Source organism: Brevibacillus sp. HB1.2 (genome assembly GCF_013332495.1).
Lineage (GTDB): Bacteria > Bacillota > Bacilli > Brevibacillales > Brevibacillaceae > Brevibacillus > Brevibacillus porteri.
Window position 1 is genome coordinate 1 of the sequence record NZ_JABMIU010000024.1, and the last position, 11,987, is coordinate 11,987.

Below are 11,987 nucleotides of genomic sequence, written 5' to 3' on the forward strand. Positions count from 1 at the left end.
AAGGAATTTCTTGGTGCGGTCGAGAGGACTTGAACCTCCACGGTGTTGCCACCACTGGCACCTGAAGCCAGCGCGTCTGCCATTCCGCCACGACCGCATATGAAGATCTATCTCTCGTTTTAAAAACTGGTGAGCCATGAAGGACTCGAACCTTCGACCCTCTGATTAAAAGTCAGATGCTCTACCAACTGAGCTAATGGCTCTCGAAAAATGGCTGGGGTACTAGGATTTGAACCTAGGAATGACGGAGTCAAAGTCCGTTGCCTTACCGCTTGGCTATACCCCAATAGCCATGAAGTAAAGATGGTGGGGAGAGACGGATTCGAACCGCCGAACCCGGAGGGAGCAGATTTACAGTCTGCCGTGTTTAGCCACTTCACTATCTCCCCAAGCTTGTCCTTCAAAAGTAAACCTTATTCAACTTTCAAAGAAAAAGTGGTGCCGGCAATAGGACTTGAACCCACAACCCCCTGATTACAAGTCAGGTGCTCTACCAATTGAGCTATACCGGCGTGTTTTGTATAAATGGTGGCTCGGGACGGAATCGAACCGCCGACACGAGGATTTTCAGTCCTCTGCTCTACCGACTGAGCTACCGAGCCTCAAGCGTAATTATTTCGCCATCGCTTGAGAAAAATGGCGGAGCTGACGGGACTCGAACCCGCGACCTCCGGTGTGACAGACCGGCGTGAACTCCAACTTCACCACAGCTCCATGTAAAACATTCAGTTGTTAAAAGTGGTGGAGGCTGACGGGATCGAACCGCCGACCCTCTGCTTGTAAGGCAGATGCTCTCCCAGCTGAGCTAAGCCTCCAGGACCCCTGCGATTGCAGGGCGTTTTGCTAGGTGACCCGTAGGGGATTCGAACCCCTGTATGACAGCGTGAAAGGCTGCTGTGTTAAACCGCTTCACCAACGGGCCGTTTCAATGGCTCCTCGGGACGGACTCGAACCGCCGACCGATCGGTTAACAGCCGATTGCTCTACCAACTGAGCTACCGAGGAATAATCATATTTTAGAATGGTGGAGCTGAACGGGATCGAACCGATGACCTCCTGCTTGCAAGGCAGGCGCTCTCCCAACTGAGCTACAGCCCCATCCTAACGCTTTAATGACGCAATTGCCATGTCAGCTATGTAAGTGGTGGGCCTAGGCTGACTCGAACAGCCGACCTCACGCTTATCAGGCGTGCGCTCTAACCAACTGAGCTATAGGCCCATAATTACTTCCGGGACTTAAATCTATCACACTTTTAAATTCATTGCAATAGAAAATTTGATTTTTTTTATTGCATGAGTGAACTTTTTTTGTGGAATACGAGCTTAACAAAAGCACACTCTATTATAAGTCATGTTCATCGTATTTTTCAAATGTGTTTTTATATTTTCATAAAGAAAAAGCTTGCCCGGTAAAGGACAAGCTTTTCTTCGTTCCAACTTAAATATCAAGATCGCGTACGTTTGCCGCGTATTGCTCAATAAACTCCCTGCGAGGCTCTACTTCGTCTCCCATCAGTGTCTCAAACACCATATCGGCATCCATAGCATCCTCGAGATCTACCTGAAGCAACGTACGAACTTCTGGGTCCATCGTAGTCTCCCACAATTGATCCGCATTCATCTCACCTAGTCCTTTATAACGTTGGACGTTAGGCTTGGGTTGAGCCTTCAAGGTAGCGAGTACCGCATCACGTTGCTTGTCGGTATAAGCATACTGCAACGTCTTCCCTTGCTTGATGCTGTAGAGAGGCGGCTGCGCAATATAAATATACCCCGCTTCAATCAACTGTTTCATGTAACGGAAGAAGAACGTCAGCAGAAGCGTCCGAATATGCGACCCGTCGACGTCGGCGTCCGTCATAATGACGACTTTGTGGTAACGTGCCTTTGAAATATCAAAGTCTTCGCCAACACCCGTTCCCAAAGCCGTAATAATGGCACGGATCTCGTTATTCCCGAGAATTTTGTCCAGACGTGCTTTTTCTACGTTCAATACCTTCCCGCGAAGAGGAAGAATGGCTTGGAAATGACGGTCGCGTCCCATCTTCGCAGAACCACCCGCAGAGTCACCCTCTACAATGAACAGTTCAGATTCGGATGCGTCCTTGGAAGAGCAGTCCGCCAGTTTCCCTGGCAAAGCACTTACTTCCAGGGCACTCTTGCGACGAGTCATTTCACGTGCTTTACGAGCTGCCTCACGGGCACGAGATGCCATGAGTGCTTTTTCCACAACTTTTTTGGCTACACCCGGGTTTTCTTCCATAAAGGTGTTAAAACGGTCACCGAAGACTGACTCAGTAATGCTTCGCGCTTCCGAGTTGCCCAGCTTCGTTTTTGTTTGTCCTTCAAACTGAGGCTCTTGAATTTTTACGGAGATAATCGCGGTAATGCCTTCACGCACATCGTCCCCGGAAAGATTCGGATCCTTTTCCTTCAGGAAGTTAAACTTGCGGCTATAGTCATTGATAACACGTGTAAGAGCCGTTTTAAATCCAGTTTCGTGGGTACCACCCTCATGCGTGTTGATGTTATTGGCAAAAGAGTAGATGTTGCTCACATAGCTGTCGTTGTACTGAAGGGCAACCTCCACGACAAGACCTTCTTTTTCCCCTTCGCAATAAATCACATCATCATGCAAGGCTTCCCGGTTTTTATTCAAGTATTCTACGAACTGGATGATACCGCCCTCGTAGTGGAAGGACTCTTCCTTCTGCTGATCTGGACGTGTATCTTTCAGCGTGATACGCAAGCCTTTGTTAAGGAACGCCAGCTCGCGAATACGTTTTTGCAAAATCTCGTATTCAAATACCGTTGTTTCGGTAAAAATAGTCGGGTCTGGCTTGAAGGTAACTTTTGTTCCCGTCTCTTCGGTCTCGCCCACTACAGCAAGATCGGCATCCGGTGCGCCTACTTTAAAGCGCATGTAGTATACCTGGTTATTTTGTTTAACCTCGACTTCCATCCATTCGGATAGCGCGTTCACTACCGAGCTACCTACCCCGTGAAGACCGCCGGACACTTTGTATCCGCCACCACCGAATTTACCCCCGGCGTGCAATACAGTCAAAACGGTTTCAACAGTGGATTTCCCGGTCTTTTCATGAATGCCAGTCGGGATTCCTCGACCGTTATCGGTTACAGATACGGAGTTGTCTGGATGAATGACCACCAAGATCTCGTCGCAATAACCGGCCAGCGCCTCGTCAATGGCATTGTCGACAATCTCCCATACCAGGTGATGCAAACCTCGGCTGCTGGTCGACCCGATGTACATGCCAGGACGTTTCCGAACTGCCTCTAACCCTTCCAGTACCTGAATCTGACTCGCATCGTAGTTTGTATCTTTCGTCGTCACTTGATCCACTACTCTGTCAACTCCTCCACTTCAGCTTGTACAAAGGGAAACTGATCCAAGCTGTCCACGAACTGAGCGCGTCGCTTCAGCGTCAGAGAAGAAATAGGTGAACAGTAAATGGCGTTCTGGGTGATTACATAAGACTTCGTTTCTTCCTCGCTATGATCAACAATTGTCTTACTTTTTTCGAGTAAGAACGCTTTGTTGATTTTTGAGGATTTCACAGTCTGATGATCAAGAATGGAAATGACTTCCTTCGTGCTCACCACAGTATCTCCACCAATGTGAATAAACATCCCTGTACCCCCTACCTTTCTCCGGAGATTTTCCCTTCCCTCACGTAAAAACGAGAGGCTTGCTGGAGAACCTGATGCTTTAAGCCTTCCACACCTGTGGTACTTACAAACGTCTGTACTCGATCCTGAATGGTTTCGAGTAGCAATGTTTGCCGATGTTCATCCAACTCTGACAAGACATCATCCAACAACAAAACGGGGTATTCTCCCACTTCTTCTTTAATCAGCTCAATTTCGGCTAATTTAATAGACAGCGCACTGGTGCGTTGCTGTCCCTGGGAACCATACGTTTGCACATCCATGTTGTTCACTTTAAGTGAAAAATCATCACGGTGTGGCCCAATAAGGGTGCTCCCCCGCATGATTTCCCGGTCGCGAACCTCTTCGTAGGCAGCAAGCATTTTATCTACAGCCTGATCTATCGTCATCTCTTCTGTAACGGGCGATGAGTTTACGTAATGCAAAGAAAGTCTTTCCCTGCCATCGGTAATGCCGGTGTGGATTTCCTGTGCCCACGTCTCCAACTTCCGAAGGAACTCAAAACGCTTCCGTAACAATTTTACCGCTAAATCGGCTAATTGGGTATTCCAAATTGCCAGCATTTCCAGCGAGTTACTTTTTTTCATGGCCAAATCCTTTAAAAGCTGATTTCGCTGGGCCAGCACTTTGTTGTAATTGCTCAAATAATAAAGATACGTAGGTGAAACCTGACCGATTTCCATATCGATGAAGCGTCTGCGCTGGGCAGGTGCGCCTTTGACAATGGAAAGATCCTCAGGTGCAAACATGACGACATTCAATGCCCCCACATAGGCGCTCAGCTTCTGCTGTTCCATTCCGTTGATTTTGGCCCGCTTTCCCTTGGTTGTCAACTGCAGCTCTAAACGAACAGAACCGTAGCGACGAAGAACATCGCTACGGATCGTGGCATAATCGGCATCCCAAGAAATTAGCTCCTTGTCACGGGGCGTTCGGTGGGATTTGGCGAGTGCCAAAACATAGATCGATTCGAGAGCATTCGTTTTCCCTTGAGCGTTGTTGCCAATAAACAACTGGATGGGACCGTCAAACGACAGGGACATCGTTTCGTAGTTGCGATAATTGGTTAGCGACAGGTTCTTGAGAAACAAGAATCACGCTCTCCTCTCAGGGGCGTACCACTTGATAGCGACCATAGCCTTCAATCGCCACTTCATCGCCAGGATATAGCTTGCGTCCACGTCTGTTGTCTAACTCTCCATTGACCTGGATCGGAACCTCAGCCAAAAAAGCTTTGGCCATTCCCCCCGTGTCAATGATTTCAGCCAGCTTCAAAAATTGGCCGAGAGCAATATAGTCTGTGCTAATGGAAACCTCACGCATGGCTTGGCTCCTTTCTTTTACGTAAAAACAAATTAGTACGTACGAACCGGCAAAATCAAATGGAGCATCCAGTCGTGATCGGTCGGACGAATCACAAATGGACTCATCGGGCCGCTAAAGCTCGCTTTGATTTCCGCGCTATCGATTGCACGCAGCGCATCGATCATGTATTTGGCGTTGAAGGAAATTTTCAATTCTTCGCCATTCATTGCTTTTGGCGTCAAAATGTCCGTTACTTTCCCGATCTCAGGTGCATTGGACGTAATTTCGACGGTTCCATCAGGCATCGTAACGAGCTTGACTACGTTCGATTTGCCTTCGCGGCTCAGCAAGGAAGCACGCTCAATGGATTGCAAAAACTCCTTGGTGCTGACGGTGATTTCCGTTTTACTTCCTTGTGGAATAATTCTGGTCGTGTCTGGATAGGTTCCTTCCAAGAGACGGGAATAGAACAAGATATGCTTGGACTTCACCAAAATTTGATTGTCAGCAACAACGATATCCGCGAGATTTTGGTCGTCATCTAATATTTTTACCAATTCATTGCAGCTTTTACCCGGAACAACCACGTTATGGAAAGAAAGATCCTCTGGGCATTCGACCATAGCAGTACGACTAGCCAAGCGATGGCTGTCGGTTGCCACAAAACGCAATTTGCCTTGATCAAGCGACCACATCAAACCAGTCAAGATCGGACGCATTTCGGAAGTAGAGACACCAAATACAGTCTGGCGAATCATTGCCTTCAGTAAATCACAGGGAACACTGAAGACTTTATCTTCTTCCAGATGCGGCAGCTGTGGATATTCGTTGGCATCCATTCCGTTAATGGTGAACTCCGCTTGTCCGGAACGAATTTGGGTTACGAGACGATCATCAACTTGAATATCGATTTCATTGCTTGGCAGCTTGCGCACGATTTCGCTGAAAATACGTGCAGTCAACACAATGCTACCAGGTTGATGTACGGTTACTCCCCATTCTCCGGCTTCTTCCAGCGGGATCTGAACTTCAATAGACACATCAGAATCGCTTGCTGTGAGTGTCAAACCTTCATCATCCGTTTTGATTTTAATCCCGGTCAAAATTGGAATCGTAGTTCTGCTAGAAACTGCTTTGCTAACATGCGATACGGCGTTCGATAGCTTTTCACGCTGAACGGTAATATGCATCGACGTGAGCCTCCCTCTCCGGCGCCATTATTTTTGGTTGGAATCTGCATAATGGCTGCGCCTTTATCATAACTTATTAGGATAGATCTTTTTAACAGAAGTAGTAATAGGGCCTGTGGATTTGTGGATATGTGGGTTCAATACGTAAAAGAGAGCCTATACACATGTGGGTAAGTTGTGTATAGGCTTTTTGCGTTATGCACAGGTTTAATGGTTTGCTTTTAACTTTTCAATGAGCGACTGAATGGTTGTTTGCATATGAGGGTCATTTGCCAGCGCACGAGAGATTTTCTCATGGGCATGGATGACTGTCGTATGGTCACGGCCGCCAAATTCATCACCGATTTTCGGCAAGGAGGCATCCGTCAGCTCTCTAGAGAGATACATCGCAATCTGACGTGGGAAAGCGACGGTTTTTGTCCGTTTTTTCGCCTTGAAATCTTCTAGTTTCAGGCTGAACGCTTCTCCGACCGTTCGTTGGATGTCCATAATGGTAATCACGCGTGGGCGGGAGGAAGGAATAATGTCTTTCAGTGCTTCCGCTGCCAGCTGCGTGTCGATATCGCGATTAATCAAGGAAGAGTAGGCAACGACACGAATCAGTGCGCCTTCCAGCTCGCGGATGTTGCTGTCGATCTGGTTGGCGATGTACGCCATTACCTCATTAGGGATATCGAGATTTTCCGCTTTCGCCTTTTTACGCAAAATCGCAATCCGCGTTTCGAGGTCTGGCGGTTGAATATCCGTAATCAGTCCCCATTCGAAGCGTGAGCGGAGACGATCCTCCAGTGTCGGGATCTCCTTGGGAGGCCGATCGGAGGAGATGATGATTTGTTTGCTTTCTTCATGCAAGGCATTGAACGTATGGAAAAACTCTTCTTGTGTCGATTCTTTGCCCGCTAAAAACTGAATGTCATCAATTAAAAGAACGTCAACACTCCGGTATTTATTGCGGAATTCGACGGCTTTGTTGTCACGAATAGAGTTGATGAATTCATTGGTGAATTTCTCAGACGACAAATAGACCACTTTCGCCGATGGGTTGTGCTGAATGACATAATGGCCAATTGCATGCATTAAGTGGGTTTTGCCAAGTCCGACTCCTCCGTATATGAAGAGGGGATTGTAAGCTTTTGCAGGAGCTTCAGCAACCGCAAGCGATGCGGCGTGAGCGAATCGATTCCCTGAGCCGATGACAAACGTGTCAAAGGTGTATTTGGGATTTAAGATACTGGGTGGCTGGTCATCCGCGACTGTTGGCGGCTCGCTCATTTTCACCCGTGGGGCAGGTTGTTCGTCGGCAAAAGCCGCATCAGGATTTTGCATCGCGACGAACTTTACTTTCATATTGATACCCGTCACTTCATATAGTGTATCGGTAATCAGTTGTGCGTACCTGGTTTCTAGCCAATCACGAGCAAAGTCGTTTGGTGCGACGACGATCAGTGCATCTTCTTCTAATGTAGTTGCCTTTGTCGCCTTCAGCCAGGTATCAAAACTGGGTTTGCTTAGCGATTTTTCTATCTTGGCGAGTACTTTGCGCCATAGTTCGCTAATCGCTGCATCCAACCAGAATCCCTCCCTCTGGACCATCCGAAAAATTGATGAAGCACCGATCCATAATGATCGAGAAAAAGTGCAAAAACCTGCTATGTTGTGACCTAATTGTCAACACAGTCGAATGTAGCGACTGTGGATAAAAAAAGTCGAAATATAGGGATTCCGCTCGTAGAAGTGAAAAAAAGCAGACGGTTATCCTCAATCCTGTGAGTAACGACATACACATAGGAAAGAATCTGTCCACAAACTTATCCACACCCTGTGGAAAAACCGATTTACGTATCGGAGTTATTCACGCTTCAAAACAAAAACATAATAACAGATATAAGGCATGGTATCAATGGTTTTTTCATACTTATCCACAAACACAACTTCTGGTACTCCCCACATATTCACATCCCTATATTTTGTGTACAAGCTGTAGATAAACTTGTCGAAACCTGTTTTTGTGGATAAAATGATATCCACAGGTTCGGGAAATAGTTTTATGGGGATATTTGCCTTGGTAATGAAATTCCACTGTCACTTGACTTTTTAGGCATATGTTCTTATAATGCAAAAGAATGTCTTTGCAAGACGGAGGTGTATACGTAATGAAACCATCTTTCAATCCTAACAACCGCAAGCGCAAAAAGGATCATGGATTCCGTAAGCGCATGAGCACAAAGAATGGCCGCAAAATTTTGGCTGCTCGTCGTCAAAGAGGTAGAAAAGTTCTTTCCGCTTAGGCCACACTTTCAGTGGCCTTTTTGTTTGCTTACATATGTCTGAAAATTCTTTGTTCTTATAAAAAGAGGAAGGCTCTCTCCGATGTGGAAACCTTTTGAGGGATATTGTTACCTAGCTACCGAAAATCCTACTATTTATTAAAGGGACAGGAGGAGGCCGATGGAGCAAAGCAAGGACGTAACCGAGTTTTTTGTATCGTTGGCGCGCGAGTTTCTTGACGAATGGCCTCTAGCTAGCTTGGTATGTGCCTATGCTGGGGGATCTGTCGGGAGGGGAGAAGCGGACGCATACAGCGACCTCGATTTACACATCTTTGTGGAGGGAGAAGGTGATCCTTCCTGTGAAAATCGTCTGTTTAGAGGGCATGTGATACAGTTACAGGTCCAAGCTGCTCCTACAGATGAAGAAGTATACGAGAATCCGTGGGCATGGCGTTACTTAAAGGAAGCAAAGGTTGTTCTGGACCCAGAGGATTGTTTCACTTCCTGGATGAATGACATGTGTGCCTACATGGATTCTCTGGCTGGAAAAGAGAAAATGTTCGCACAGGCAAAAGCGGTGGTAGATTCATTCCACGAAGAGGCGCAGGCTGCCTTAATGGAAGGCTTCCCTTACTCTGCTTATTTGGCTGCATGGGCAGGATGGATCGGTGCGTATCAAATGAGTGCCTTTTTCCAGGGGCATTCATTGAGTGATGCACAGCTGTATCAGTTGGTACAGAAAGCAGGACGTTCGGACGGTATGGAAGGCTTTTTTCAGGAGACATACCAGCGTAATGAAGAGGTACAGGATGCACTCATGCTATTGGCAGACTATCGAGCTCATCTACGGTCAAAATATGAGGGGACCCAGTTTGCGCTGGCGGTTGAAAATGATTGGTTAGTAAAGAAAAAGGCTCAGAGATTGCAGGAGAGAAATCAGCTTGATATGGCCGGGTTTTTATTATTTTCAGAGGCGATCTGGTTATATCATAGCGTGGATTCTGATGAATGGCTGGAGAATCATTGGGCGGATCTGCCTGCTAAGCTTTCCTTGTCCCTTCAAAAATTGGGCTTTTTCCAAGCGGATGAGCAATTGCTCTCTGACTTGCGCTATGCCAGTGCAGAAATCATTGCGGAAATTGGCTGATAGCATTCATTTTTTCCACTGAATTTTTGATTTTGTTCTAAACCGAGTATACTTAGGGGAAAAAAGTGGACGAAACAAGGATATACTGGTAGATGCTGTGTACGTTTTCTACTATAATTGTGATGTTAGGGGTTGTTTACCTTTGCATCGTTCACACCGGCTCAAAAAAAATGAGCAATTCCAAGCTGTGTTTCAACGAGGAAGTTCTGCTGCTAATAAGCAGTTTGTCTTGTATTCAGCAAAGCAAGAAGGACAAGCGGCTTTTCGCGCGGGAATTTCCGTCAGTAAAAAAATTGGCAATGCTGTTGTCCGCAATAGAGTCAAGCGGCTTATACGCGAAGCAGTAGCTCGAATGGAGTCTGATATTCCGGTCAGTCTCGATCTCGTCATCATCGCCCGTCCGGGTGTGGAAGCGATGACGCTTGAAGCCATTGAGCAATCTCTGTTACATGTGATGAAGCGAGCCAAAGTGATCAAACAGGCACCCGTACATAATGGAAAAAGAGATGGAAAAAGAGGGTGAAACGATGATGGTGAAGATCATGGTTTGGTTGATTCGGGGATACCAACTGATGATTTCTCCGTATAAACCACCTTCATGCAGATTCGCGCCCACCTGTTCTCACTACGCAATCGAGTCGATTCGTCGATTTGGGGCGTGGAGGGGAGGCTGGTTGGCCCTTTGTCGCATCTTGAAATGCCATCCGTTCCACCCGGGCGGGTATGATCCAGTCCCGGATCAGCACAAATAAGATTACCTCAATTGAAGCGGGGAAAAGGAGGATCACCCTTGAGTAGACGTACACTCAGCATTCTTATGCTGACTATGCTGGTTCTAGTTTTGTCGGGCTGTAACCCCCAAGCTGCTGCACCAATTGGCCCTGACGCAACCGGCATTTGGGACAAGTATTTTGTTTATCCACTGTCCTGGCTAATTAAAGAGAGCGCATTGATACTCGGAAACAACTACGGTCTGGGTATCCTGATTGCAACGATCATCATCCGAATCATTGTGCTTCCATTGATGGTCAAGCAAATCAAGAGCTCCAAGAAAATGCAAGAGATTCAACCGGAGATGCAAAAAATCCGTGAGAAGCACAAGAATGATCCACAAAAAGCGCAAGCGGAAACAATGGCTTTGTTCCAGAAGAGCGGTGTCAATCCGTTGGCTGGATGCTTGCCAATGTTGGTACAAATGCCGATTTTGATCGCGTTCTACCATGCGATCATCCGTACGACCGAGATTAACTCGCAAACGTTCATGTGGTTAACGTTGGGAGAAAAAGATCCGTACTACATTTTGCCGATTGTTGCGGCGATTACGACGTACCTGCAGTCCAAGATGATGGGTCAAGCAACACAAGGAAATCCACAAATGCAAATGATGATCATCATGATGCCGCTGATGATTTTGGCGATTGCCGTCACATTGCCATCAGCGCTGTCTCTGTACTGGGTATACGGTAACCTGTTTACCATTGTACAAACCTACTTCCTGTATCGTGATAAAGGAAATATGCCTACTCCTAAAGGGGGAGCCTCCAAGTGAAAAAGGTGGTAGCTACGGCAAAAACGATCGACGATGCTGTGCAAAAAGCTTTGCTGGAATTGGGAGTGCCGCGTGAGCGGGCAACGATCCAAGTTCTAGAAGAACCAAGCAGAGGATTGTTTGGACTGATTGGGGCAAAGGACGCTAAAGTGCAAGTAGAATTTCACTTTGATCCGGTTGCACAGGGACGTGACTTTCTTCAAGACGTTTTGTCAAACATGAAGGTGAATGCCAAAGTGGAGACGCGTACAAATGAAGAGGGTATGCTGTTTGACATCCAGGGAACCAATCTGGGAATCATTATTGGCCGCAGGGGACAAACTCTTGATTCATTACAGTATCTCGTAAACGTCGTAGCGAACCGTCATGCGGACAAACATGTACGTATCACTTTGGATGCCGAAAATTACAGGCTGCGTCGCAAGGAAACATTGGAGCAGCTCGCAGATCGTGTGGCGAAAAAAGCGTTATCGACCAAACGGGATGTGCGTCTGGAACCAATGTCTGCTGCTGAACGGAAAGTAATCCATGCCTTCTTGCAAAAGAGAGCGGATGTGGTTACTTTCAGTGAAGGAGACGAGCCAAATCGTTATATCGTGATTGCACCGAAAGAAGCCTCTCGCTAGGCTTCTTTTTTTTGCCTGAAATTAAGTGAGCAAGCGTCGACATTTTGAACAATCTCTTCAAAAAGTTGTCCACTGTGGATAATTGACCAAATGGTTGAGGATTTGCGAAAATGATTATACTGTGGATAACCAAAATGGACAGCAACCTTGGCGGATAGGGTTGCTTTTTCCTATTAGATGTTTAGCCATATGGATTGGCTGCACTTTCTT

12 protein-coding genes and 12 tRNA genes are annotated in these 11,987 nt (G+C 46.7%); 6 read left to right on the forward strand and 18 right to left on the reverse strand.

The annotated features are described in order from the left end of the window. Positions 1–11: 11 nt before the first annotated feature. From HPY28_RS28460 to dnaA, 18 genes are all read right to left on the reverse strand, one after another. Positions 12–97 (reverse strand) — tRNA-Leu (locus tag HPY28_RS28460). A 30-nt stretch (positions 98–127) separates the two neighbouring features. Continuing rightward, a tRNA-Lys gene (locus HPY28_RS28465) sits at positions 128–203 on the reverse strand. Between the two features lie 8 nt (positions 204–211). Next, positions 212–286 (reverse strand) — tRNA-Gln (locus HPY28_RS28470). Between the two features lie 18 nt (positions 287–304). After that, positions 305–389: transfer RNA gene (locus tag HPY28_RS28475), tRNA-Tyr, on the reverse strand. 47 nt (positions 390–436) lie between these two features. Further along, positions 437–512, reverse strand: a tRNA-Thr gene (locus HPY28_RS28480). Positions 513–526: 14 nt separating this feature from the next. Then, positions 527–602: transfer RNA gene (locus HPY28_RS28485), tRNA-Phe, on the reverse strand. Positions 603–637: 35 nt separating this feature from the next. Further along, positions 638–714, reverse strand: a tRNA-Asp gene (locus tag HPY28_RS28490). A 25-nt stretch (positions 715–739) separates the two neighbouring features. Next, positions 740–815: transfer RNA gene (locus HPY28_RS28495), tRNA-Val, on the reverse strand. A gap of 33 nt (positions 816–848) precedes the next feature. After that, positions 849–922 (reverse strand) — tRNA-Glu (locus HPY28_RS28500). A gap of 7 nt (positions 923–929) precedes the next feature. Continuing rightward, positions 930–1,005, reverse strand: a tRNA-Asn gene (locus tag HPY28_RS28505). Between the two features lie 17 nt (positions 1,006–1,022). Continuing rightward, positions 1,023–1,098, reverse strand: a tRNA-Ala gene (locus HPY28_RS28510). Positions 1,099–1,142: 44 nt separating this feature from the next. Next, a tRNA-Ile gene (locus tag HPY28_RS28515) sits at positions 1,143–1,219 on the reverse strand. A 219-nt stretch (positions 1,220–1,438) separates the two neighbouring features. Beyond that, the gene (gene gyrB, locus HPY28_RS28520; RefSeq protein ID WP_017246849.1) at positions 1,439–3,364 is read right to left on the reverse strand and encodes a DNA topoisomerase (ATP-hydrolyzing) subunit B; all 1,926 of its coding nucleotides are present in this window, start codon (positions 3,362–3,364) and stop codon (positions 1,439–1,441) included. Further along, the gene (remB, locus tag HPY28_RS28525) at positions 3,364–3,651 is read right to left on the reverse strand and encodes an extracellular matrix regulator RemB (RefSeq protein ID WP_017246848.1); all 288 of its coding nucleotides are present in this window, start codon (positions 3,649–3,651) and stop codon (positions 3,364–3,366) included. Before remB ends, gyrB begins: the two co-directional genes overlap by 1 nt. A gap of 11 nt (positions 3,652–3,662) precedes the next feature. Beyond that, positions 3,663–4,781 carry a DNA replication/repair protein RecF gene (gene recF, locus HPY28_RS28530; protein ID WP_106835596.1) on the reverse strand — a complete coding sequence of 373 codons (1,119 nt, stop codon included), beginning with the start codon at positions 4,779–4,781 and terminating at the stop codon, positions 3,663–3,665. Positions 4,782–4,797: 16 nt separating this feature from the next. Then, on the reverse strand, positions 4,798–5,013 hold the full coding sequence (yaaA, locus tag HPY28_RS28535; RefSeq protein WP_017246846.1) for a S4 domain-containing protein YaaA: 216 nt from the start codon (positions 5,011–5,013) through the stop codon (positions 4,798–4,800). Between the two features lie 32 nt (positions 5,014–5,045). Beyond that, positions 5,046–6,185 (reverse strand): DNA polymerase III subunit beta, encoded by a 1,140-nt coding sequence (dnaN, locus tag HPY28_RS28540; RefSeq protein WP_017246845.1) that lies wholly within the window; start codon positions 6,183–6,185, stop codon positions 5,046–5,048. 207 nt (positions 6,186–6,392) lie between these two features. Further along, positions 6,393–7,754, reverse strand: coding sequence for a chromosomal replication initiator protein DnaA (gene dnaA, locus HPY28_RS28545; RefSeq protein ID WP_017246844.1), 1,362 nt, complete (start codon positions 7,752–7,754; stop codon positions 6,393–6,395). 584 nt (positions 7,755–8,338) lie between these two features. Between dnaA and rpmH the strand changes: the two genes are divergently transcribed. From rpmH to jag, 6 genes are all read left to right on the forward strand, one after another. Further along, a complete protein-coding gene (rpmH, locus tag HPY28_RS28550) occupies positions 8,339–8,473 on the forward strand; it encodes a 50S ribosomal protein L34 (RefSeq protein WP_007720125.1) in 135 nt (44 codons plus the stop codon). Between the two features lie 160 nt (positions 8,474–8,633). Further along, a complete protein-coding gene (locus HPY28_RS28555; protein WP_174231871.1) occupies positions 8,634–9,602 on the forward strand; it encodes a nucleotidyltransferase family protein in 969 nt (322 codons plus the stop codon). A 142-nt stretch (positions 9,603–9,744) separates the two neighbouring features. Next, the gene (gene rnpA / locus HPY28_RS28560) at positions 9,745–10,125 is read left to right on the forward strand and encodes a ribonuclease P protein component (protein ID WP_017246841.1); all 381 of its coding nucleotides are present in this window, start codon (positions 9,745–9,747) and stop codon (positions 10,123–10,125) included. Between the two features lie 4 nt (positions 10,126–10,129). Further along, entirely contained in the window at positions 10,130–10,354 is a 225-nt protein-coding gene (gene yidD / locus HPY28_RS28565; RefSeq protein WP_217444920.1) for a membrane protein insertion efficiency factor YidD, read from the forward strand. A gap of 38 nt (positions 10,355–10,392) precedes the next feature. After that, positions 10,393–11,151 carry a membrane protein insertase YidC gene (yidC, locus tag HPY28_RS28570; protein ID WP_017246840.1) on the forward strand — a complete coding sequence of 253 codons (759 nt, stop codon included), beginning with the start codon at positions 10,393–10,395 and terminating at the stop codon, positions 11,149–11,151. Further along, positions 11,148–11,777 carry an RNA-binding cell elongation regulator Jag/EloR gene (jag, locus tag HPY28_RS28575; protein WP_007720132.1) on the forward strand — a complete coding sequence of 210 codons (630 nt, stop codon included), beginning with the start codon at positions 11,148–11,150 and terminating at the stop codon, positions 11,775–11,777. Before yidC ends, jag begins: the two co-directional genes overlap by 4 nt. Positions 11,778–11,987 lie beyond the last annotated feature (210 nt).

Coding starts and splice junctions, on each gene's coding strand:
- dnaN (WP_017246845.1), bottom strand. CDS start 6,185: ATGCATATTACCGTTCAGCGTGAAAAGCTATCGAACGCCGTATCGCAT.
- yaaA (WP_017246846.1), bottom strand. CDS start 5,013: ATGCGTGAGGTTTCCATTAGCACAGACTATATTGCTCTCGGCCAATTT.
- remB (WP_017246848.1), bottom strand. CDS start 3,651: ATGTTTATTCACATTGGTGGAGATACTGTGGTGAGCACGAAGGAAGTC.
- rpmH (WP_007720125.1), top strand. CDS start 8,339: ATGAAACCATCTTTCAATCCTAACAACCGCAAGCGCAAAAAGGATCAT.
- HPY28_RS28555 (WP_174231871.1), top strand. CDS start 8,634: ATGGAGCAAAGCAAGGACGTAACCGAGTTTTTTGTATCGTTGGCGCGC.
- yidD (WP_217444920.1), top strand. CDS start 10,130: ATGATGGTGAAGATCATGGTTTGGTTGATTCGGGGATACCAACTGATG.